At 71.5% G+C, this 21,046-nt stretch carries 19 protein-coding genes, 1 tRNA gene and 1 other RNA gene; 10 read left to right on the top strand and 11 right to left on the bottom strand.

From position 1 onward, the window contains the following. Window positions 1-14: 14 nt before the first annotated feature. From QMG39_RS02400 to QMG39_RS02380, 5 genes are all read right to left on the bottom strand, one after another. Window positions 15-701 carry a hypothetical protein gene (locus QMG39_RS02400; RefSeq protein ID WP_281882231.1) on the bottom strand — a complete coding sequence of 229 codons (687 nt, stop codon included), beginning with the start codon at window positions 699-701 and terminating at the stop codon, window positions 15-17. 30 nt (window positions 702-731) lie between these two features. Beyond that, on the bottom strand, window positions 732-1,676 hold the full coding sequence (locus QMG39_RS02395) for a carbohydrate ABC transporter permease (RefSeq protein ID WP_281882230.1): 945 nt from the start codon (window positions 1,674-1,676) through the stop codon (window positions 732-734). Continuing rightward, window positions 1,673-2,671 carry a carbohydrate ABC transporter permease gene (locus tag QMG39_RS02390; RefSeq protein ID WP_281882229.1) on the bottom strand — a complete coding sequence of 333 codons (999 nt, stop codon included), beginning with the start codon at window positions 2,669-2,671 and terminating at the stop codon, window positions 1,673-1,675. Before QMG39_RS02390 ends, QMG39_RS02395 begins: the two co-directional genes overlap by 4 nt. A gap of 83 nt (window positions 2,672-2,754) precedes the next feature. Further along, window positions 2,755-4,044, bottom strand: coding sequence for an ABC transporter substrate-binding protein (locus QMG39_RS02385; RefSeq protein ID WP_281882228.1), 1,290 nt, complete (start codon window positions 4,042-4,044; stop codon window positions 2,755-2,757). Window positions 4,045-4,252: 208 nt separating this feature from the next. Next, window positions 4,253-5,209 carry a glycoside hydrolase family protein gene (locus QMG39_RS02380; RefSeq protein WP_281882227.1) on the bottom strand — a complete coding sequence of 319 codons (957 nt, stop codon included), beginning with the start codon at window positions 5,207-5,209 and terminating at the stop codon, window positions 4,253-4,255. A gap of 278 nt (window positions 5,210-5,487) precedes the next feature. On the opposite strand from QMG39_RS02380, the gene QMG39_RS02375 reads away from it, so the two are divergent. Further along, complete coding sequence (locus QMG39_RS02375) at window positions 5,488-6,285, top strand: alpha/beta fold hydrolase (protein ID WP_281882226.1); 798 nt, start codon at window positions 5,488-5,490, stop codon at window positions 6,283-6,285. Here QMG39_RS02375 and QMG39_RS02370 read toward each other — a convergent pair. After that, window positions 6,282-7,316 carry a LacI family DNA-binding transcriptional regulator gene (locus tag QMG39_RS02370; RefSeq protein WP_281882225.1) on the bottom strand — a complete coding sequence of 345 codons (1,035 nt, stop codon included), beginning with the start codon at window positions 7,314-7,316 and terminating at the stop codon, window positions 6,282-6,284. The two genes, QMG39_RS02375 and QMG39_RS02370, sit on opposite strands and share 4 nt — an antisense overlap. A 257-nt stretch (window positions 7,317-7,573) precedes the next feature. Here QMG39_RS02370 and QMG39_RS02365 point away from each other — a divergent pair, with 257 nt between their 5' ends. The 3 genes from QMG39_RS02365 (at window position 7,574) to QMG39_RS02355 (ending at window position 12,045) form a co-directional block, all read left to right on the top strand. After that, window positions 7,574-8,050, top strand: a complete 477-nt coding sequence (locus QMG39_RS02365) for a DUF2975 domain-containing protein (protein ID WP_281882224.1) — start codon at window positions 7,574-7,576, stop codon at window positions 8,048-8,050. Next, the gene (locus QMG39_RS02360; protein WP_281882223.1) at window positions 8,051-8,296 is read left to right on the top strand and encodes a helix-turn-helix domain-containing protein; all 246 of its coding nucleotides are present in this window, start codon (window positions 8,051-8,053) and stop codon (window positions 8,294-8,296) included. It begins immediately after the preceding gene. A gap of 98 nt (window positions 8,297-8,394) precedes the next feature. Then, window positions 8,395-12,045, top strand: a complete 3,651-nt coding sequence (locus QMG39_RS02355) for an SCO7613 C-terminal domain-containing membrane protein (protein WP_281882222.1) — start codon at window positions 8,395-8,397, stop codon at window positions 12,043-12,045. A gap of 95 nt (window positions 12,046-12,140) precedes the next feature. Here the strand turns inward: QMG39_RS02355 and QMG39_RS02350 are convergent, their stop codons facing one another. Both QMG39_RS02350 and QMG39_RS02345 read right to left on the bottom strand, forming a co-directional pair. After that, window positions 12,141-12,557 carry a ribonuclease HepT family protein gene (locus tag QMG39_RS02350; RefSeq protein ID WP_281882221.1) on the bottom strand — a complete coding sequence of 139 codons (417 nt, stop codon included), beginning with the start codon at window positions 12,555-12,557 and terminating at the stop codon, window positions 12,141-12,143. Beyond that, window positions 12,554-13,024, bottom strand: coding sequence for a helix-turn-helix domain-containing protein (locus tag QMG39_RS02345; protein WP_281882220.1), 471 nt, complete (start codon window positions 13,022-13,024; stop codon window positions 12,554-12,556). The genes QMG39_RS02350 and QMG39_RS02345 overlap by 4 nt, the downstream gene beginning before the upstream one ends. 33 nt (window positions 13,025-13,057) lie before the next feature. Between QMG39_RS02345 and QMG39_RS02340 the strand changes: the two genes are divergently transcribed. Then, on the top strand, window positions 13,058-14,050 hold the full coding sequence (locus tag QMG39_RS02340; protein ID WP_281882219.1) for a phosphotransferase family protein: 993 nt from the start codon (window positions 13,058-13,060) through the stop codon (window positions 14,048-14,050). Window positions 14,051-14,218: 168 nt separating this feature from the next. Then, window positions 14,219-15,412, top strand: a complete 1,194-nt coding sequence (locus tag QMG39_RS02335) for a DUF4240 domain-containing protein (protein WP_281882218.1) — start codon at window positions 14,219-14,221, stop codon at window positions 15,410-15,412. A 17-nt stretch (window positions 15,413-15,429) separates the two neighbouring features. Here QMG39_RS02335 and QMG39_RS02330 read toward each other — a convergent pair whose 3' ends face one another. The 3 genes from QMG39_RS02330 to QMG39_RS02320 form a co-directional block, all read right to left on the bottom strand. Next, window positions 15,430-15,612, bottom strand: a complete 183-nt coding sequence (locus QMG39_RS02330) for a hypothetical protein (protein ID WP_281882217.1) — start codon at window positions 15,610-15,612, stop codon at window positions 15,430-15,432. A 173-nt stretch (window positions 15,613-15,785) separates the two neighbouring features. Next, window positions 15,786-15,873: transfer RNA gene (locus QMG39_RS02325), tRNA-Ser, on the bottom strand. A 100-nt stretch (window positions 15,874-15,973) separates the two neighbouring features. Beyond that, window positions 15,974-16,624 (bottom strand): SDR family oxidoreductase, encoded by a 651-nt coding sequence (locus QMG39_RS02320; RefSeq protein ID WP_281882216.1) that lies wholly within the window; start codon window positions 16,622-16,624, stop codon window positions 15,974-15,976. 84 nt (window positions 16,625-16,708) lie between these two features. On the opposite strand from QMG39_RS02320, the gene ffs reads away from it, so the two are divergent. The 4 genes from ffs to lepB all read left to right on the top strand — a co-directional run bounded on the left by ffs (window position 16,709) and on the right by lepB (window position 21,033). Further along, window positions 16,709-16,805, top strand: an RNA gene (ffs, locus tag QMG39_RS02315) — signal recognition particle sRNA small type. A 116-nt stretch (window positions 16,806-16,921) separates the two neighbouring features. After that, a complete protein-coding gene (pta, locus tag QMG39_RS02310) occupies window positions 16,922-19,060 on the top strand; it encodes a phosphate acetyltransferase (RefSeq protein WP_281882215.1) in 2,139 nt (712 codons plus the stop codon). Further along, the gene (locus QMG39_RS02305; protein ID WP_281882214.1) at window positions 19,057-20,265 is read left to right on the top strand and encodes an acetate/propionate family kinase; all 1,209 of its coding nucleotides are present in this window, start codon (window positions 19,057-19,059) and stop codon (window positions 20,263-20,265) included. Before pta ends, QMG39_RS02305 begins: the two co-directional genes overlap by 4 nt. 54 nt (window positions 20,266-20,319) lie before the next feature. Further along, on the top strand, window positions 20,320-21,033 hold the full coding sequence (gene lepB, locus QMG39_RS02300; protein WP_281882213.1) for a signal peptidase I: 714 nt from the start codon (window positions 20,320-20,322) through the stop codon (window positions 21,031-21,033). The last annotated feature ends 13 nt before the right edge of the window (window positions 21,034-21,046 follow it).

Genomic DNA, 21,046 nt, shown 5'->3' with positions numbered 1-21,046 from the left:
GGGTGTCGGAGGGCTCAGCCGACGCGGTGGCGCGGTCGTTCGGGGATCGCGACGACGGCGAGGGCGGCGCAGCCGAGCGCCGGGATGACGAGCGGCAGCAGTGCCCAGGTGGCGACGCCCACGAACACGCCGGTCGCCGCGAGGTAGAGCGCGCCGGGGATGTCGTCCGCGAGGGAGCGTGGAAGGGTCCGGAGCGCGGCCCGCCAGCCCGACTGCGGTGACCAGAGGCCCGCGGCGGCGAGCAGCGCGACGGAGAGCGCGAGCAGCCCCACCCAGCCGACCACGGCCATCAGCGCGCCGCCCGGGAGCAGGCCCGATGACGCGATCACGATGTCGAAGGCGAGCACGGCCGCGAGCAGCACGGCACCGGCGCCGATCGCGAGGCCGCCGGGGAGGGCCCCGCGGACGTCGCCGAAGAACAGCCCGAGCGACGACCCCTCCGCGCGGATGAACCGTCGGAGGTGCCGGGTGCCCGCCGCGAGCGCGGCCGGCAGGGTCACGATCAGGATGCCGACCAGGGTGACGAGCACGCCGACGAGCAGCACCTCGCCGAGCAGCGCGAACTTCGCCGTCGCGCCGGGGAACCGGGCCACGGTGTGGTCGTCGCGGGTCGGGCCGCTGCCGTCGCGCTCGCCGCGGCGGGCTGCGGCGTCGGCGCGGCGTGCCGCCCGCTCGTGGTTCCGGTCCATCGTCTGCTCCATCGTCGAGCCTGCCACGCGCGTCGCCGCGCGTCAGCCCTTCAGGCCCTGGGTGGCGACGCCGTCGACCAGGAAGCGCTGGAAGACGACGAAGAACACCAGGATCGGGATCAGCGCGACGAACGACGCCGTGACCGTCGCGCCGTAGTCCGACGACGAGGTCTGGTCGTTGTAGAGCCGCAGCGCGATCGGCAGCGGGTAGTTCTCGGGGCTCGTCAGGTACAGCAGCGGCCCGAGGAAGTCGTTCCATGCCCAGATGAAGCTGAAGATCGCGCAGGTGATGAGCGCGGGCTTGATCAGCGGGACGATGATCGCCCAGAAGATCCGGACGTGCCCGGCGCCGTCGATGCGCGCCGCCTCGTCCATGTCGCGCGGCATCTGCCGCATGAACTGCACGAGGAGGAAGACGAAGAACGCCTCGGTCGCGAGGAACTTCGGCAGGATCAGCGGCCAGAACGTGTCGATCATGCCGAGGTTGTTGAAGAGCAGGTACTGGGGGATGATCACGACGTGGAACGGCAGCAGGAGCGTGCCGATCATCGCGGCGAACAGGACCGCGAGCCCCTTGAACTGGATGCGCGCGAAGGCGTACGCGGCGAGGGCCGAGGAGACCACGGTGCCGACGACCGCGGCCGTGGCCAGCACGAGCGAGTTCCAGTAGAACTTCCACATCGGCACGCCCGCGATGCCCTCGAGCACCTTGAGGTAGTTCTCGCCCGTCGGGTTCTCGGGGATGAGCCCGGTGTTCTGCCCGAACTCGGCGTTGGGCTTGAAGGTGGCGAAGAACAGCCAGACCAGCGGGTACAGCACGAGCGCGGTCAGCGCGATGAGCACGACGAACCAGATGATGGTCTGCCAGGTCTTGCGCTTCACCTTGCGCCGGGGCTGGGATTCGCGGCGCTGGGTGCCGGTGGTGTCCGGGTCGAGCTGGTGCTCGAGCTCCTGGACTGCGGGCTCGCCGAAGCTCGAGGTGCTCATCGGTTGTCTCCCGAGTAGTGGACCCAGCTGCGCTGGGTGCGGAACAGGATGAAGGCGATGATCGCGACGACCACGAGGAGTACCCACGCGATCGCGGCCGCGTAGCCCATCTGCCCGTCGCTGAACCCGCGCTTGTAGAGGTAGAGGGTGATGAAGTTCGTCATGCCCGCCGGCCCGCCCGAGCCGTTCGAGATGATGTAGGCCGAGGCGAACACCTGGAAGGCGCCGATGATGCCGAGCAGCAGGTTGAAGAAGATGACCGGCGAGAGCATCGGCATCGTCACCGCGCGGAAGCGCTGGATCGCGTTCGCGCCGTCCATCTCCGCGGCCTCGTAGAGCTCCTTGGGGATCTGCTTGAGGCCCGCCAGGAAGATGACCATCGTGGCGCCGAACTGCCACACGGCCAGGATGATCATGGCCGGGAGCACGAGGTCGGGGTTGCCGACCCAGCCGCCGAGGTCGATGCCGAAGAAGCTCAGCGTGTTGTCGACGGGACCGTCGGTGGAGAAGAGCGCGCGCCAGACGATCGCGACGGAGACCGAGGCGGCGATGAGCGAGGGCGCGTAGAAGGCGGAACGGAAGAACCCGGCGCCCTTGTCGCGGTAGTTGAGCAGCAGCGCCGTGGCGAGGGCCGCGGCGAGCATGACCGGGGTGCCGACGAGCACGTAGACCAGGGTGATCTGCGCCGACTGCATGAACTGCGGGTCGTTCGTGAACAGCCGGACGTAGTTGTCGAAGCCGACCCAGCGGGGCGGCTGGAAGATGTTGTACCGGGTGAACGACAGGTACAGCGAGTAGATCATCGGGACGATCGTGAGGCCGAAGAACCCGATCAGCCAGGGGCTCAGGAACCCGTAGCCCGCGAGGGACTCGCGAATCTGGCGGCGGCGCTGGCCCGGGCGCTGCGCGGGTGCCTCGCGGCGGCGGCGCGGCATCAGCCTGCCCTTGGGGAGGCGCCGTCCGGTGACGAGCGCTCGCGTCGATGTGGTGGTCACGTCATTGCTCCCGATGCTGCTGGTAGGGGTGGTGCCCCCGGGGGTGCGGATCGTGCGGATCCGCACCCCCGGGGCGGAGGGCGTCAGCCGAGGATGACGTCCATCTCGCCGAAGAACTGGCTCACGGCCTCGTCCACGGTGATGGTGCCGAAGCCCAGCTCGGTGCCGAGCTGGCGGAACTTCTCCTCCAGCGTGCCGTACCCGTTGATCGGCACGGGCGGGGCGTCGCCGAGGCGGTCGGCGATCGACGCCTCGTAGTCGGCGATCTGCTGGCTCAGCGGGTCGAGCTCGGCGGCCGCGAGCGCGGTCTCCGAGGCCGGGAGGCCGCGGTTGGTGCCGAAGATCTCACCGGAGGCCTCGCTGTTGATCAGGAAGTCCACCAGCGTCGCCGACGCCTCGGGGTACTCGGTGTTCGCGGCGATCGAGTGCAGCATCGACGGCTTGAGGTACAGGTCCTGCGCGCCCTCGACCGTCACGGGCGGGGCGATCAGGCCCAGCTCGGGGTAGGCCTCGCCGAGCTCGGCGAGGTAGCCGCCGCCGAAGTTGTCCCAGGTCAGCTCGCTCACGGTGAGCGCGGCGCCGAAGCCCGAGAGCGGGGCCACCTCCTCGAGGGTCTGCTGCGCGATCACGGAGCCGTCCTCGCGGATGCCCGCGCCCGACTCCCAGAACTCGGCGAGTCGCGCCTCGTCGAAGCCGGCCTCGCCGTCGTCGCTGAAGAGGTACGAGCCCTCCGAGCGCAGCTGCACCTCAAAGTTCTGGATGCGACCGGTCCAGTCGCTGCCGCCGAAGACCTCGCCGCCGCTCGCGTCGGCGACCTCGCCCATCCAGTCGTTGTAGTCGTCCCAGCTGCCGCCCGCGAACTCGTCCACGCCGACCTCGTCGAGCAGGGTCGGGTTGGTGTACATGCCCCACGCGTTGGTCGAGGTCGGGATGCCGTAGGTGGTGCCGCCGACGACGCCGATCGAGAGGATGTTGTCGGGCAGCGGATCGGTGGCGATGATGCCGCCGAGGAACTGGTCGAGGTCGAGCAGCAGCCCGTTCTCGGAGTACTGGCGCAGGTACGAGTAGTCGAACTGCATCACGTCGGGCAGGTTGCCGCCCGCGGCCTCGGTCTGGCGCTTCTCCCAGAACTCGGGGTAGCCGAGGAAGGTCGAGTTCACCGTGATGTTCGGGTACTCCTCCTCGAACGCGTCGATGACCTGGTTGTAGAGGTCGGCGCGCACGTCGTTGCCCCAGAACGCGAGGTCGAGGGTGACCTCCTCGTCGGGGTCGAGCTCGCCCGACGACTCGGATCCGCCGGCGCAGCCGGCGAGGGCCAGTGCGGCGCCGGTCGCGAGTGCGACTCCGGCGAATGCCCGCTTGGTGCTGAACATCGTTGTCCTCTCCTGAACGCCCTCGTTCGATTCTCCGCCGAGACGTTCGTTGTCCGTTTGGTTGCGGTGTTGCGCGACCCTGGTGCGAAATCGGGAAAGCGCTTGCCCAGCAATGTAGCGCGCGGAAAAACGTTTCGCAAGAGGTCGGCGTCAATACGTGGGACGTTTCAATAACGGCGAGGTCACGATTCGAGCGGTGCTCGGGTACCTATCGCTCGCAGACCAGCCGGCCCTGGTCCACGCGCAGCCGCGCCACGTGCACGGCGCTGCGGCGCTGGTGCGCCGCATCCGCATCGGCGACCTCGGAGCCGTCCCACCAGGGGTGCGTGAAGTAGTACAGCCGCGCCTCGGCGCCGCGCACCACGACCATGCCGTGACGGCCGATCTGCACGCCCGCGCTCGCGGGACCGGACTCGCCGAGGATCACGTCTTCCGGCCCGCCCTGGCGCTGCCAGTTGACGGCGTCGGGGGAGTGGTGCACGGCCATGCCGCGCCACTCGTCGGTGAGCAGCCACCACCGGCCGCCGAGCTCGAAGGCGTACGGGCCCTCGTGCGGCCGGCCGCCGATCGCGGTCCCACCGGGCTCCCAGGTCGCGAGGTCGGCCGAGACCTGCACCTTGGTGACCGAGTCGGCGGCCTCGTCCTTGTACCAGAGGCGCCAGAGGTCGTCGGGGCAGCGCGCGACCGCGGCGTCGATGGCCCGGTCGCTGTCGAGCTCGAGCGCGCCCCGGCGGCGCCAGTGCGCCAGGTCGTCGGAGACGTACTCGACGATGCGGCGCGCGTGACCCGGCCACTCCGTCGGCACGCCGTCGATCTCGGTGAGGTACATGCGCCAGCGCGCGCCGTCGTGGATCACGTCGGGGGCCCAGTGCGTGGCGTCGACCGTCGCGGGCGGGGCGCCCTCGCGCAGCGTCAGGCCATCACTCGTCGGCTCGAGCGTGCCGCGGTACTCCCAGCGCAGCCCGTCGTCGCTGCGGGCGACGCCGATGCGGCTGCCGTGCACCCACGCGACGCCCGGGCCCGGGTTGGGGTGGTTCGCGCGCCGCTGCGTGTAGTGCATCCACCAGGTGCCGGCGCTGTCGACCACGACGGTCGGGTCGGTGGCCCCGTCGTACAACGGGTCGCGGTAGATCTCGCCGGGTGCGGCAGCGTCGGGGTCGATCATCGGTGCTCCGTCGGTCTCGGGCGGTTCCGGTCGATCGTAGCCACCGACGTCTGCCGTCCCCAGCCCGCAATCATCGCGGCGTGCGAATCGAAGGACGCGCGCGGCGTGTCGCCTGCCTGCCCCGGCGTGTCGCGCCGAATCTCCTACGTTTCGCCCAGGCGTGTCTGCGAAGGGTCGGACGCGGATGCGGAGATCGCCGACGCCGCCCGGCGTGTCGCCCGTCAGCCGCGGCGTGTCGCCCGGTGCATCCGCATCCCCGAACACGCGATACTCGAGGCATGCACGCCCGAACCCCGAAGCGGCGCGAGGTGCGTGCCCGCGACGGCGCGAGGATCGCCTGCGCGGTGCTCGACGGCACGGGACCGCCGATCGTGCTCCTGCACGGCCTCGCCGGCAGCGGCCGGGAGTTCCTGCCGACTGCGCGGGCGTTCCCTGAGCGACGGGTCGTGCTGGTCGACCAGCGCGGGCACGGCGCCAGCACGACGCTGCCCGCCGACGTCTCCCGCGAGGCGTTCGTCGATGACGTGGTCCGGGTGATCGACGCCGTGGGCAACAGTCCGGTCGACCTCGTCGGGCAGTCGATGGGCGCGCACACGGCGATGCTGGTTGCGGCGGCCCGGCCGGATCTTGTTCGACACCTGGTGCTGCTCGAGGGGAACGAGGGTGGCGGCACGGCCGAGGAGCACGAGGCACTCGGCGACTTCCTCCGATCGTGGCCGGTCCCGTTCGCAGGCCGGGAGCAGGCGGCGAAGGCACTCGGCGGAGGACCGCTCGCGCGCGCCTGGGCCGCCGACCTCGCGGCGACCGCCGACGGCTTCGTGCCGCGCTTCGACGCCGACGTCATGGTCCGGGCCATCACGGCCGTCGCCACGCCCCGATGGGACGAGTGGGAGCGCGTGACGGCGCCCACCCTGGTCGTGTACGGGCGCGACGGCATGTTCACCGAGCACCAGCGCGCGAGCTTCGCGGCGCGCGGCCGTGACGTCGCTCGCGTCGATCTGTCGACCGGCTCGCACGACGCGCACCTCGACGCGTTCGACGAGTGGATCCGCGCGCTCGCCGGCTTCCTGGCCTAGCCGCCGACGGTCGTCCGTGACGACCCGGCGACCGTCGACGCGCGCACCATGAGCTCGGGCTGGTAGACGACGTGCCTCGGCACGTCGTCGCCCTCGCCCGAGATGAGGGCGAGCAGCAGTTCCGCTGCCGTGCGGCCCATCTCACGCGAGGGCTGGCGGACCGACGTCAGTGGCACGGTCGCGATCGCCGCGAACTCGATGTCGTCGTAGCCGACGACCGCCACGTCCTCGGGCACGCGCACGCCGCGCGACACGAGGCCGTGCAGCACGCCGATGGCGAGGTGGTCGTTGGAGGTCACGATGCCGTCCGGCCGGTCCTCGGGGGCCCGGTCCGCGAGCTCCTCGCCGAAGGCGATGCCGCGCTCCGAGGTCGTCTGCTCGGTCCAGATGGGCTCGAGCGTCGTCCCGGGCACCGTCGCGACCGCCTCGCGCGCGCCCTGGAGCCGCTCGCGCACCTGACGCACCGCCTCGCGTGCGCCCACGAACGCGAGGCGCCGACGGCCGATGTCGAGCAGGTGCCGGGCGGCCATGCGCCCGCCGGCGACGTCGTCGAGGGACACCGACGGCAGCTCCCCGGACTCGTCGACCGAGTCGACCATCACGACCGGGATGCCGCGGCGCCGCAGCCGCTCGAGCCACGGCCCGGTCTCGCCGAACGGGCTGACGAGCGCGCCCTCGACCTGCACGCGCTCGAAGAGCTCGAGGTGGTCGCGCTCCTTCGCCGCATCGTCGCTGCTGTTGCCGACCAGCACCCGGAGGCCCGAGGCAGATGCCGCGTCCTCGGCGCCCGCGACGAGCTCGGCGAAGAACGGGTTGGCGATGTTGATCACGGTCATGCCGAGCAGCCCGCTGCGGCCGGCGCGCAGCTGGCGGGCGGCCTGCAGTGGCACGTAGCCGAGCTGGTCGGCCGCCTGCCGGACCCGGTCGACGAGCGCCTCGCTCACGAGCTGCGGCCGGTTGAGTGCGTTCGAGACGGTGCTGATCGACACTCCGGCGCGCGCGGCGACATCGCGGATGCCCACTCGCCTCATCGCTCGCTCGTCTCTCGATCGGAACGTCCCGCACTCGTCGCGGGAATGCCCCCATCGTAGGAGATCGCGCGCGGGGCGCCGCTCGCCCCGTCGGAGGTGCTCCCTCGGCGAGCGCGTGGCCCGGTCGAATGGTGGTGGTCACCGAGCGAATGTCACCTCAGCGGGGCTTCCGCGTTCGGTAGCTGCGCCTTCCGCCCGCGACATCCGCCGCTATTGTTTATCGATAGATTCATTCCGTTTATCGATAGGGTCGAAGCATGCAGCGTACGACGATCATCGTTCTGAAGGCTCTCATGGCCATCCTGCTCGCACTCCTGCTGGCCTGCCAGGTGTTCATCGTCCCGGCCGTCGCCACGCAGTCCGCCGTGCGCTACTCCGAAATCGCGTACCTCGAGATCCCCGGCATCATCGTCGGCATCCTCTTTCTCGTGTGCGTTCAGGTGGTGATGCTCTGCGTGTGGCGCCTGCTGTCGCTCGTGAGTGAGGACGCCATCTTCCGCGAGAGCGCCTTCCCCGCGGTCGACCTCAGCCTCGGCGCCGTGGCCTTCGCCACGTTCCTGGTGCTCGTCGCCCTCGTCACGTTGAGCTTCACGGGAACCCTCACCCCCTCGATCACGCTCCTACTCGTGCTCGGGGTCGTCGTCGGCGGCGGGTTGTGGCTCCTGATCCTGGTGCTCCGCGGGCTGCTCAGGAAAGCGCTGCAGCTGGAGCACGACCTGTCGGAGGTGGTCTGAGTGGCGATCATCATCAACCTCGACGTCCAACTCGCTCGGCGGAAGATGTCGGTCGCCGAGTTCGCCACCGCGATCGACATCACCCCGGCGAATGTCTCAGTCCTGAAGAACGGGCGCGCGAAGGCGGTGCGGTTCACGACGCTCGACGCGATCTGCCGTGTACTGGAGTGCCAGCCCGGCGACATCCTCGAATGGGTGCCGGACGAAGCGGACGCATCGGCAGCAGCCGAGGGGGCCGAAGCGTGAGTGCTGCGACTCCGACGCGGCCGGCTCCGGCGTGGAGCACGCGAGCGATCGGCCATCTGCTCGACAACCACACCTGCCCCCGGTGCGGCGAGGGTGAGGTGCGTGCGAACCGGTGCGGGCGGTGCGGCGCCGACTACGCCGAGTTCGGCACTGAGCTCTGGGAGGCATCGCAGCGCGCGGCCGAGGCGTTGGGCGACCGCCAGGCCGTGCTCGACCGGGTGCCAGTCATCGCACTGGACGCGGTCGCGGCATCCGTGCCGCCCGTCGCATCTGCGCCGAGTATCGCCGTACCGAGCGCGACGCCCGAGCAGGCGTCATCCGCGACCGTGCAGTCGGTGCTCGCCATCGCCGGAGCAGGACTCGTCGCCGTCGCCGCCGTCGTGTTCGCGTTCTTCAACCCCGACCTCGCAGGCTCAGGCGTGCGAGCGGCCATCCTTGCCCCGATCGCCGCCGCGTTCCTCGGCGCCGCCGTCGTGCTGGTGCGGCGCGAACTGCGCTTCTCGGCCGAGGCCGTCGGCGGGCTCGGCCTGGTGTTCACCGCACTCACCGTCGCCGCATCGATTCCGCTGCTCCCCGCGGCGCTTGACCCGTGGGTGGCGATCGCGATCGCGACGTTGGCCGGCGCCTGGCCGATGGCCCTGCTCGCGATCCGGCTGCGACTGCGCGTGTGGCTCTGGAGCTCGCTCATCGCGCTCGCATTCGTGCCACGCCTGCTGGGGTCCGCGTCGCCCGAGCCGGCGGGGGCGATCGCGGGCACGCTCACCGCCGCGGCCGCTGCCGCGGCGCTGGTCGCATGGACCGTGCGGCTCCGATCCCGCGTCGGCACGAGGCTCACGGCCGAGATCGTGACGCTCACCGTGCTGCAGGCCGCCTTCGCCGTCGTCGCGCTGATCCAGTCGGTGTACGTGCCGGGCATCGTGCCGACCGCGCCCGCGTTCATCGTGAGTGCGTCGGCCCTCGTCGTGGCAATGATCGCCGTGGCATCGGCCCGCCGGCCGGCAGGCGGCTTCTGGAGTTTCGTCGCGGGCGGATCCGCAGTGCTGTCCGCGGTCACGGCGACCGTGGGCGTCTTCGCCGAGCGGGTCCCCTCCGCGTGGCTGTGGGCGCTCGTGCCGTCGGCCGCCGTGGCCACCCTCGTAACGATCGGCGCCGCGCGCCCGCTGCACCGCCGGGTGCGAGCGCCGTACCTCTTCGGCGGGGCCGTCGCCGCGGTCGGCACCGCCGCGGCGCCCCCGACTGCCATCGCCCTCGTGGCGCTCATCACGGTCGTCTCGCTCGGCGGTCGGGCGAGGACGATCGCCGTCGACCCGGTCGAACCCCCGATCGCCGTCGCGATGGCCGCGCTGGCCCTCGGGCTCGGCGTATTCGCCTGGACGACCCGCGCGACGAGAGAGGGACGTGGTCCCGGCCGGGCGGGTGCAGGGGAGCCCGGTCCCGCCCCCAGCAGTACGGAGCCGGCCGCGAAGTCGGCAGCCCTCGCGCCGCGCCCGATGGGCACCGCCTGGCTCGGCACCCTGGGACAGTGGTACGGCGTGCTCGCGCTGCTGCTGGCAATGGCGCTCCCCGCTGTGCCGCCCGGTGCCGGCATCGCGCTCGGCCTGGTGCTCGGCGTCGCGCTCGCGGTCGTCGCGACGCGCACGCCCGTTCGCGCCGCGGGTCTCACGCGTCGCCTGCCGGTCGTGATCGGGGCGCATCTGGTGGTGCTCCTCGCCGCCGCGCTGTCGTGGCAGCATCCCGAGACGACGGTCTGGGCGGGCATCGGGGCTGTCGGCGCCATCGCCGTCCTCGCCGGAACCGTCCCCGCGTCTGCGCGGTTCGTGCACACCGGCATCGGGTTCGCCTACGCGCTGGTCGTGCTTGCGACCGGGCTCGGGCGTGCGGATGTCGCGGAGATCGCGGTGCTGAGCCTCACCACGAGTGCCGCGGGGGTCGTCGCGATCGTCGCCACGTTCCAGCGGCGGGTCCCGCCGCGATCGTGGGGTGCGATTCTGGCCGTCACGGCCGTGCCCTTCGTCGTCGGCGTGGCGCTGGTGCTGGTCGAGCGCAGCGGGTGGACGGCGTTGTCCACCGGGGTGATCCTCCTGCTGGCCCTCGCGCTCACCGTGACCCGACGCGCTGGCCTCGGCACGTCGCTCCGCGCCGTCGCTGCGAGCCTCGTCGTACCCTCAGCGTCGGTGGTCGCGGTGTGCCTGGGCGCGCAGTTCCTCGAGACGAGCGGGTCGCCCGCCGTGCTGCCGGTCGTCGCGGTCCTGGTCGCCATCATGCTCCCGTCGACCACAGCGATCCGGGCCGCCCTCGAGCCGCGCGTCGGTGCTCGGGATGCCGCTGCGGTCCGCCTCGCGATCGAGGGCTCGTCCCTGGCCGCCGCGGTGATCGCAGTCGTGCTGGCGCTGGCACGCGAAGCGGCCGGCGCGCCCACCTCACTCGTCGTGCTGCTTGTACTGGGCGTCGGGTTCGCGGTTCAGGCGCACTCCATGGGGCGCCGCTACGGCTGGTGGCTCGCGGGTGCGGCGTTCTCGGGAGCGCTCTGGAGCCTCTGGTCGCTCATCGGCGTGAGCTCGGTGGAGGCGCACCTGCTCCCTCCGGCGCTCGCCGCGGCGCTCATCGCGGTCGTGCGCACGGCGCGGGGCGCACGGGCGACCTGGCTGTTCGCCGCCGGGCTGCTCGCGGCGATCGTGCCGCTCCTGCTCGTCCTCGCCGTAGCCGGGAGCGGCGCCGCCTACCCGTGGCGCGCCTACGGCCTGATCGCCGCCGCATTGGCGCTCGTGGGCGTGGGTACGTTGCTCGGTCGCACTCGGGGCGAGCGGATGCGCCGCCTCGACGTGCTGCGCCCCGCCATCCTCACCGTGGTCATCGTCGCTGCGGCGGCGGCACCCATCGAGGGAGCCCGCTGGGGCCTCGGGCTCGATGCGGCGCCTGCAACGCCAGCCGTCGCCTGGGCGCTCGGCCTCGGTGTGGTGGCCGCGGCCGCCGCCGCGACGGCCGCTCGCATGCTCCGCACCGGCGCGCCGGCCGGTTCGCGGCTGCGGACAACGCGCTGGCTCGCCGCTCCCGCGGTGCTCACGGCGACGGTCGGGGTCTGGCCGACGATTGAGTCGGACTGGTCCGCGATCTGGATCATGTGGGCGCTGCTCCTGGCGCTACTCATCGTCATGGTGGTCGCGGCCGACCGGGCGCTCCGCGGTGGCCGGTTCCTGCCCCCGGTGTGGTTCCTGTTCGCGGTCGCCTTCGTGACGGCCGTGGTCGCTTGGAGCCCCCGCGAGCTCCGCGTCGAGTGGTTCTCCCTCCCGCTCGGGAGCTTCCTCGTGCTTGCGGGCACCCTCGGGTTGCGGGCCGCCGCCGGCGGCTCCGGCGGGGAGCTCCGGTCCCTCCCGTCGTGGCCCGCCGGCCGGGCTGGCTCGTGGCCGCTCCTGGCGCCCGGGATCGTCGTGACCCTCAGCGCCTCGGTCGCGGCGACCTACACCGATCCGCAGACCTGGCGGGCGATCCTCGTCATGGTGCTCGCGCTCGCCGCGATCCTCGTCGGGGCGAGCCTGCGGCTCGCCGCCCCGTTCGTGCTCGGCGTCGTGGTGCTGCCGATCGAGAACCTGCTGGCGTTCCTGGTGCAGATCGGCCGCGGCATCGAGTCCATGCCGTGGTGGATCACCCTGTCAGTGGTCGGCGCCGTGCTGCTCATCATCGCCGTGACCTACGAGCGACGAGCGGGCGAGAGCGCCGGGTTCGCGGCGCGACTCGGCGACCTGCGCTGAGGCGGATGCCAACCCCGGGGTCCCCGCGTCCGGGTCGCTTCCCCGCTGAGGGCCGTGAGTGCTGATTCTTCCGCCCTCAGCGCGAGGAACGGCCCTCACGCGGTGGGTGGCACCCGGGCGGCAGCCCGCCACGTAGCGAGGTACGGCGGAAGGTGCACCGTGAGCGTCGCCCAGAACACGTCGTCGTTCATCGCTCGATACCCCGAGTGAGAGACGATGTTGCGCGTCGTCGCGATGCCGCGTTCGACTTCCATCGGCACGTTGCCGAGGAATTGCCGGAACTCGTCCTCCTCGAAGAGCGCCGCGGTGCGGATGATCGCCATCGATCCGGACGCATACGCGGGGGAGTTGCGCTCGAATGCGGCGCGGCCGCCCGCGACCGCGTGGCCCAGGAACGTCTCGATCGCGTCGAGGCTCTCGCTGAATCGTGCGCGGGTGGCCTCGAGTGTCGACGCATCCTCCCCGGTTCGCGGCCGTCGTACGAATCGGCGCTCGCGACTCTCGTCGCTCACAGCGCCACGAGTTCCGCGTCGTCGAGGAACGCGGGGCGGCCCGCATCGTCGACCACGACGTCGACCGGGAAGCCGGTGATTGCCTCGACGGCGTTCTGGAACATCGCGATGTCGAAGTAGCCGCGCTCGTCGTCCACGCGGGCGAGCAGATCGATGTCGGAGGCGAAGTGGTCGCTGCCGCGTGCAATGGAACCGAAGACTCGGATGTCGCGAAGACCGTGGCGCTCGCCCGCCGCCACGATCTCGTCAGCCGACTCCTCGAGCGGGATGCTGGGCCGGTAGTCGGCCGCGCGGAGCAGTCGCTCGAGCACCTCGGCGCTGACCACGCGCCGACCCGATTCGATGGCGGCGACGTTGGGCTGGCTCATGCCTGCGGCGCGTGCGAGCTCCGTCTGCGACATGCCTCGGTCCGCGCGCGCGGCGGCGACCAGCGCGCCCGCGCGCTCCGTATCGAACCGATCGCCCATGGGCTATACCTCCGTGATATAGCCTATCGCTCGATGGAGAGCGTCACAAAGAATCGCCAGACGGCCGCCACCCTGCGCACCCTGATTGCGCGCGCCTACGGGGCCGACCGCCTGCCGACCGACGACGACTTCGCCCACGAGATCACCGAGGGGTGGTTCAACGTCGCGTACCGCATCACGCTGCGCGACGGGGAGCGGGTGGTGCTGAAGATCGCGCCCCCCGCGGGGGTCGACGTACTCACGCGCGAGGTCGGCATGATGCGCGCCGAACTCGAGGCGATGCGGCTGGTTTCGACCCGCACGACGGTGCCCGTGCCGCGCGTCGACCACGTCGACCTCACGCACGAGGTCGTCGACGCTGACCTGTTCTTCATGGAGTACATCGACGCCGACAACTTCGGGTTCGCGGCAGCCGACGGCCGGCTCGGCGCTGAGGTGGTGGCGATCGCCACGCGCGAGCTCGGCGCCATGAACCGGGAGATCAACTCCATCGTCGGCCCGCACTTCGGGCCACTCCTCGGCCCAGGAGCGGCAACGTGGCGCGAGGCGTTCACCACCATGGTCGAGGACACCCTCGTCGACGGGGAGCGGGTCCGCATCGACCTCGGCCGGCACCCGGACGCGTTCCGCGCGGTGCTCGCCAACCATGCGGACACCCTCGACGGCGTGACCGTGCCCCGTCTCGTCGAGGTCGACCTCTGGACCAAGAACTCGATGATCCGCGACGGGCGCATCGTGGCGATCCTCGACCACGAGCGGGCGATCTACGGTGATCCGCTGATGGAGGCGGGCCTGACCGGGCTCGACATGCCCGCGTTCGGCGACCCGTCCGACTTCATGGCGGGCTTCGGCCTCGGCGCACTCGACGCCGAGCAGCGCACGAGGCGTCGCCTCTACTCGCTGTACCTGGCGCTCATCATGGTCGTCGAGACGAAGTATCGCGGCCACACCGACACCGAGGTCTACGACTTCGGCCGCCGTGAGCTCGACGCCCTGATGGAGCGGTTCGCCGCCGGCGAGGGATAGCGGAGCCTGCCGGGCGAGGGTCGCGGGGCAAGGCGCCAGAGGCCTGTGGAGCACTCCCGGTGGAGCCGATTGCTCGCCAGTAGCATGCTCGGAGTTCCGGCTACGCGTGGACGGTGATCATCGCGCAACGAGTGATCGCGCGGAGCGCATCGAGGGAGTGCACGCCACATGGCCGAAGAAGAGATCACGTCAGAGGAGTTGCTGCGCCGCGTCGACGAGTGGGGCCGGCGAGACAATCTCGATCAGTACGGATTCGTCGGCGGCCGGTTGACGCAGGGCTGGGCGACGCGGGTCGTGTCGACGATCCGCGGCGTCTACACCGACAAGGTGCTGTTCCACACCTCCGCGCGCGACCGGCGCGGCATCGGGGTGAGCGTCGGCGGGTCGGTGCGAGTGATCGCCCGCACGCAGTTCGACATCGTCGATCCGCTCGGCCCCGTGATCGTGTCCGATCGCGTCCTCCCGGCAGCCATCGACGACCCCGTCGAGTGGGTGTCGTGGGCCGTCGACGCGATCGAGACGGCCGAGCAGCGCGATGAGGGCCGTCAGCCGCTCCCCGACGACGCCTTCTGGGAGCTCGTGCACGAGTTGGGCGGCGAGGTCAGCGAGGCCTCCGCGGAGCGGCTCGCGCGGCTGCTGGCAGACCTCTCCGATCACATGCCCTACGACTTCATGGACGCGCTCGATCGCAAGCTGTTCGAGCTCGACGCGCCCGGCAACACCGTCGGACTCGCCGGCGACCCGGACGAGATCGACTATGACGCGTCGCTGATGTACCGCTGCGAGATCATCGCCCGCGGTCGTGCCGCGTTCGAAGCCCATGTCCGCGACCCACGGCCGGGCGTACCGGGGGTCGACGGGCTCTCGACTCCGGAGCTGCTCTACGTCTACGAGGATGCGACAGGCAAGCCCCTCCCCGTGCGGAGTTGGCCGATCTCGACCGGGACGAATCCGCAGTACTGGCCCGACGCCGAGTCGCTTCGCCCGTCGCGCAGGCGCGTCGATGACCGGCCCCCGCCCGGCCCGTTCTCCGCCCGGGTGCAGTTGGAGAGCATCTTCGGCGGCGGCGAGAGCGGATGGCCGCGCGGCTTCGCGGCGTTCGTCACCGGGCCGAACCACGTTCGCGAGTTCCTCGGCAGTGTCGTCGACCACACGCAGGAGGGGGCGCAGCAGCAGGTGTCCACGCTCGTCGGGACGCACCTCGCTGCGGGAGAGACGATCGCCACGGTGATCTTGACCGACGACTACGGCACCATCGCGAGGGGCCAGCCGATCGTCACGCTGCGTCGCCCGAGCAGGCTGGGCATGGACGACTTCCTGTCGCGCTTCCACCGCGGGGAGCGCGTGGGCTCAGCCGACTAGGACGTCCGGAACGTCGCCTACTGCAGCACGCTGCAGGACCATGCGAAGTTCTGGAACGACTTCTCCACCTCGGCGGTCGTCTTCCCCGTGATGGGTCCGGACGACAACGACAATTCGGCGGTGACGGTGGCGGAGCCCCTCGCGACGATTCCGGTGATGGACGCACCGAACGTGCCGCCGGCCGTGCCGTCGGCCTGCACCGTGGTCGTGTACGACCGCGTGTTCGCGGTGAAGGCGCCGACTCTGCTCGACCTCGACCTCGCCGGGGGAACGCGAGTTGTCCATGCGGGCAGCCCATGGCGACGTGCGCGGCGACGGAAGAAGTGCGACGTCCACGCGAATCAGGTGTCACCTCTGTCGCGACTCATCACATTGGCGGAGGATAGGGGATTCGAACCCCTGAGGGCTTGCACCCAACACGCTTTCCAAGCGTGCGCCATAGGCCACTAGGCGAATCCTCCAGGCGGGCGTGAACCCGGCCGCAGATCATCGTACCCGACACCCGCCCGCGAGCCCGCATCGAGCGGGACGGCGGCACCGGGGGCGAGCGGATGCGACGAGCTATCGCAGCGCGGCGACCGCCTCGCCGACCGGGGTGTCGCCCGACACCAGGTCGAACTGCCAGTGCACGCCCGCGCCCGAGCCCAGCAGCTCCGCGATCACCGCCGCCACGTCGTCGCGCGGGATCTCCCCGTACGAGACCGACTCGCCGATCGTCACCCCGCCCGTCGCCGGCTCGTTCGTCAGGCGCCCCGGGCGCACGATGGTCCAGTCGAGGTCGGTGTCGCGCAGCCGGGCATCCGCCTCGCTCTTGGCCTGCAGGTAGATCTGGAAGATGTCGTCGGAGCCGGCCTCGTAGCGGTCCGCGCTCATGGCCGAGATCTGCACGAGGCGGCGCACGCCGGCGAGGTGGGCGGCGTCGGCGAGCAGCACGGATGCCCCGAGGTCGACGCTGCCCTTGCGCTCGGGCGTGCTGCCGGGGCCGGCGCCCGCCGCGAAGACCGCGGCATCGGCGCCCGCGAGCACTCGGGCGAGCGCGTCGACGTCGGTGCTCTCGAGGTCGAGCACCACGGGCTCGGCCCCGGCGGCCACGACATCGGACTCGTGCGACGGGTTGCGGATGAGGGCGACCGGCTCGTGCCCGGCGTCCGCGAGGCGACGTTCGAGGAGCAGGGCGATCTGGCCGTGGCCGCCGGCGATGACGATGCGCATGCCGCCAGTCAACGACGGGGCCGCCCCGCGCGCAACCGCCTCCGCCCGCGGCGAACAGCACGCCCGCGCTCGGGTAGACTGGTCCTCGGCTCCCCGCGTGGCGCCATCCAGGCCAACTCCCCCAGGGCGGAGACGCAGCAAGGGTAACCGGGCTCTGGCGGGTGCGCGGGGAGTCTTCGCATGTCCAAGGGCGGTCGCGATCACGGCGACGGATGCCCCGGGGCATCCGATCGGTGCCCTCGCGGCGCACCGGCGCCACCCTGTCGCCCCGCACGGAACATGCCTAGGCTGGAAGCCGTGGCGCACAGCATCTACATCGGATCGGCTGAGGGAAACACGGGGAAGTCGACCATCGCGCTCGGCGCGGTCGACACCCTGAGTCGGCGGGTGAGTCGTGTCGGCGTCTTCAGGCCGGTCGCCAGATCGACGAACGAACGCGACTACGTGCTCGAGCTGCTCCTCGCCCACGAGGCGGTCGACACCGGGTACGACGAGGCGATCGGCGTGCGGTACGACGACGTGCACGCCGACCCCGAGCGGGCGCTCGCCACGATCGTGCGGCGGTACAAGGCCGTCGAGGCGCGGTGCGACGCCGTGGTCATCGTCGGCTCGGACTACACCGACGTCGGCAGCCCCACCGAGCTGAGCTACAACGCGCGCATCGCGGCGAACCTCGGCGCGCCGATGCTGCTGGCGGTCGGCGGGCGCGTGCCGCAGGACACCGACGACGGCGACCGGCTCGGCTACGTCGACGCCCGCACGCCCGCCGAGGTCGCCCAGCTCACCGAGCTCGCGCTCGAGGAGCTGCACGACGAGCACGCGACCCTCCTCGGCATCATCGTGAACCGCGCCGACGACGAGCGACTCGACGAGCTCATCGCCGCCGTGCGCGAGGTCGTCGGCGAGAGGGCCGACCCCGCGGTGTGGGCGATCCCGGAAGACCAGTACCTCGTCGCCCCGACGATGGGATCGATCATGACCGCGGTCGACGGCGACCTGTACGCCGGCGACCCGCAGCTGCTCAACCGCGAGGCGCTCGGCGTCGTGGTCGCGGCGATGTCGCTGGTCAACGTGCTGCCGCGCCTCATCGAGGGCTCGGTCGTGGTGATCCCCGCCGACCGGGCCGACGTGCTGCTGGGCGTGCTGACCGCCCACTCGTCGGCGACGTTCCCGTCGATCTCGGGGGTCGTGCTGAACGGCGGCTTCGAGCTGCCCGAGCAGATCGAGCGCCTGGTCGAGGGCCTGCACACCGACCTGCCGATCATCCGCACCGACCACGGCAGCTACGACACCGCCGTGCGCATCACCCACACGCGCGGCCGGCTGGCGGCCGAGTCGCAGCGCAAGCGCGACACCGCCCTCCGGCTGTTCGAGCGTCACGTCGACACGACCGAGCTGCTCGACCGGCTCGACGTGAGCCACGCCGACGTCGTCACGCCGCTGATGTTCGAGTACGGACTGCTCGAGCGCGCCCGGCAGGCGGACAAGCACATCGTGCTGCCGGAGGGCGACGACGACCGCATCCTCCGCGCCGCGGCGACGCTGCTGGCCCGCGGGGTGGCGCGCCTGACCATCCTCGGCGAGTCGATCGAGGTGCGCGCGCGAGCGCTGAGCCTCGGCCTCGACATCGCCGGCGCCGAGGTCGTGAGTTCGCACGACGCGGTGATGGGCATGAAGTTCGCGGAGGAGTACCACCGGCTCCGCCAGCACAAGGGCATGACGCTCGAGCGCGCCCGCGAGCGGGTCACCGACGTGTCGTACTTCGGCACGATGATGGTGCACATGGGCCTCGCCGACGGCATGGTCTCGGGCGCGGCGCACACCACCGCGCACACCATCAAGCCGTCGTTCGAGATCGTGAAGACGAAGCCCGGCGTCTCGGTCGTCTCGAGCGTGTTCCTCATGGCGCTCGCCGACCGCGTGCTCGTCTACGGCGACTGCGCCGTGAACCCCGACCCGACCGCCGAGCAGCTCGCCGACATCGCGATCTCGTCGTCGCAGACGGCCGCGCAGTTCGGCATCGACCCGCGGGTGGCGATGCTCTCGTACTCGACGGGGTCGTCGGGAGCCGGTGCCGACGTCGACAAGGTGCGCGCCGCGACCGCGCTCGTGCGCGAGCGGATGCCGCACCTGCTGGTCGAGGGCCCGATCCAGTACGACGCGGCGGTCGACGTGGCCGTCGCCGCGAGCAAGCTGCCCGACTCCGAGGTGGCCGGCCGCGCGACGGTGTTCATCTTCCCCGACCTCAACACCGGCAACAACACCTACAAGGCGGTGCAGCGCTCGGCCGGCGCCGTGGCGATCGGCCCCGTGCTGCAGGGCCTCAACAAGCCCGTCAACGACCTCTCGAGAGGGGCGCTCGTGCAGGACATCGTGAACACCGTGGCCATCACCGCCATCCAGGCGGCCGAGTCGGATGCCCCGGTGGCGTCGTGACCCCGATCCTCGTCGTCAACTCGGGCTCGTCGTCGTTCAAGTACCAGCTGATCGACGTCGAGGACTCGCGCACCCTCGCCTCGGGGCTCGTCGAGCGCATCGGCGCGGCGGAGGGCGGGCGCGCGAAGCACTCCGTGCACGCGGCATCCGGCGACCCGGACACCACCGTGCTCGAGCGCGCGATCGCCGACCACACCGCGGGGTTCCAGGTCATGCTCGACGCGTTCGCCGCGCACGGCCCGTCGCTCGACGAGCATCCGCCCGTCGCGGTCGGCCACCGCGTCGTGCAGGGCGGCGCGCGATTCTTCGAGCCGACCGTCATCACCGACCTCGTGCGCATCAACATCGACGAGCTCTCGGCGCTCGCGCCGCTGCACAACCCCGCGAACCTCGCCGGCATCGTCGCCGCGCAGCAGGCCTTCGCCGACGTGCCGCACGTCGCGATCTTCGACACGGCGTTCCACCAGACCCTCCCGCCCGCCGCCTACACCTACGCGATCGACGCGGAGGTCGCCGAGAAGCACCGCGTGCGCCGGTACGGGTTCCACGGCACCTCCCACCGGTTCGTCTCGCGGGCCGCGGCCGAGTTCCTCGGCAGGCCCGTGGCCGACCTCAAGCAGATCGTGCTCCACCTCGGCAACGGGGCGTCGGCCTGCGCGGTCGACGGCGGCCGCTCGGTCGAGACGAGCATGGGCATGACCCCGCTCGAGGGGCTCGTGATGGGCACCCGATCGGGCGACATCGACCCGGCCGTGCTGCTGCACCTGTCACGGCGGGCCGGGTACTCGATCGACGAGCTCGACGCGCTGCTGAACTCGCGCAGCGGCATCCTCGGGCTCTCCGGGCACGGCGACATGCGCGACCTGCACGCCGCGATCGACGCGGGCGACGAGCGGTCGCAGGTGGCGTTCGACGTGTGGGCGCACCGCATCAGGGGGTACGTGGGCGCCTATGCGGCGCAGCTCGGGCGCGTCGACGCGATCGTCTTCACCGCAGGGGTGGGGGAGAACGACGATCGCGCGCGGGCCGCGGTGCTCGGCGGCCTCGAGGGCTTCGGGGTCGTGCTCGACGCCGAGCGCAACGCGGTGCGCTCGCGCGACGCGCGGCGCATCTCGGCCGACGACAGCCGCGTCGAGGTGCTCGTGGTGCCCACGAACGAGGAGCTCGAGATCGCACGCCAGGCCTACGAGGTCGTCTCGGGCTGAGCACGGCGGGCGGATGCCCCTGGCTGACCGCTCCCACCCGGTAGCGTGTTCCGCGTGGAGCGCAGCCTTCAAGACCGCAGGCGACGTCGTCGGCGCGCCGACGAGTCGACCAGCCAGCTGCCGTTCTGGGTGGGCCCCGCGATCGCGCTCGTGCTGGTGCTGATCGTGCAGGCGCTCGTGGTGAAGCTGTACGCGGTGCCGAGCGGGTCGATGGAGCAGACCCTGGAGGCCGGCGACCGCATCCTCGTCGAGCGGATCGTGCCGAGCCCGCACGACCGCGGCGACGTGATCGTCTTCGAGGCGACACCCGAGTGGGGCAGCCTCGGCCCCGTCACGAACGTCGTGGACGGCGCGCTGCGCGTCATCGGCACGGTGACCGGGCTCGGCCCGGGCGCCCCGTACTCGCTGGTCAAGCGCGTCATCGGCCTGCCGGGGGAGGAGGTCGCGTGCTGCGACGCCGAGGGCCGCGTGACGGTCGACGGCGAGCCCCTCGACGAGCCCTACGTCTTCGAGGACCCGGCGTTCGAGCCGGGCACGCTCGACTGCACGACCGAGCAGCGTTCGCTGCGCTGCTTCGGGCCGGTCGCCGTGCCCGAGGGGGAGTTCCTGGTGCTCGGCGACCACCGCAGTGCGTCGTCGGACTCGGTCGTCTCGTGCCGCGGCGCGCCCGAGGGTGCCGACTGTGCGCGCTTCGTGCCCGAGGAGCAGGTCGTCGGGCTCGCGTTCGCGCGGGTCTGGCCGCTGACGCGCATCGGCGCCGTCGACTGAGCCGCGCGGGCGC

It is taken from the genome of Agromyces rhizosphaerae (assembly GCF_027925245.1).
Taxonomy (GTDB): domain Bacteria; phylum Actinomycetota; class Actinomycetes; order Actinomycetales; family Microbacteriaceae; genus Agromyces; species Agromyces rhizosphaerae.
This window is presented reverse-complemented; position numbering and strand designations above follow the sequence as displayed.

What these genes read in the sequence shown, in the direction of transcription:
- QMG39_RS02400 (WP_281882231.1), bottom strand. Translation starts at nt 701, where the DNA reads ATGGAGCAGACGATGGACCGGAACCACGAGCGGGCGGCACGCCGCGCC.
- QMG39_RS02395 (WP_281882230.1), bottom strand. Translation starts at nt 1,676, where the DNA reads ATGAGCACCTCGAGCTTCGGCGAGCCCGCAGTCCAGGAGCTCGAGCAC.
- QMG39_RS02385 (WP_281882228.1), bottom strand. Translation starts at nt 4,044, where the DNA reads ATGTTCAGCACCAAGCGGGCATTCGCCGGAGTCGCACTCGCGACCGGC.
- QMG39_RS02380 (WP_281882227.1), bottom strand. Translation starts at nt 5,209, where the DNA reads ATGATCGACCCCGACGCTGCCGCACCCGGCGAGATCTACCGCGACCCG.
- QMG39_RS02375 (WP_281882226.1), top strand. Translation starts at nt 5,488, where the DNA reads ATGCACGCCCGAACCCCGAAGCGGCGCGAGGTGCGTGCCCGCGACGGC.
- QMG39_RS02370 (WP_281882225.1), bottom strand. Translation starts at nt 7,316, where the DNA reads ATGAGGCGAGTGGGCATCCGCGATGTCGCCGCGCGCGCCGGAGTGTCG.
- QMG39_RS02365 (WP_281882224.1), top strand. Translation starts at nt 7,574, where the DNA reads ATGCAGCGTACGACGATCATCGTTCTGAAGGCTCTCATGGCCATCCTG.
- QMG39_RS02345 (WP_281882220.1), bottom strand. Translation starts at nt 13,024, where the DNA reads ATGGGCGATCGGTTCGATACGGAGCGCGCGGGCGCGCTGGTCGCCGCC.
- QMG39_RS02340 (WP_281882219.1), top strand. Translation starts at nt 13,058, where the DNA reads ATGGAGAGCGTCACAAAGAATCGCCAGACGGCCGCCACCCTGCGCACC.
- QMG39_RS02335 (WP_281882218.1), top strand. Translation starts at nt 14,219, where the DNA reads ATGGCCGAAGAAGAGATCACGTCAGAGGAGTTGCTGCGCCGCGTCGAC.
- QMG39_RS02320 (WP_281882216.1), bottom strand. Translation starts at nt 16,624, where the DNA reads ATGCGCATCGTCATCGCCGGCGGCCACGGCCAGATCGCCCTGCTCCTC.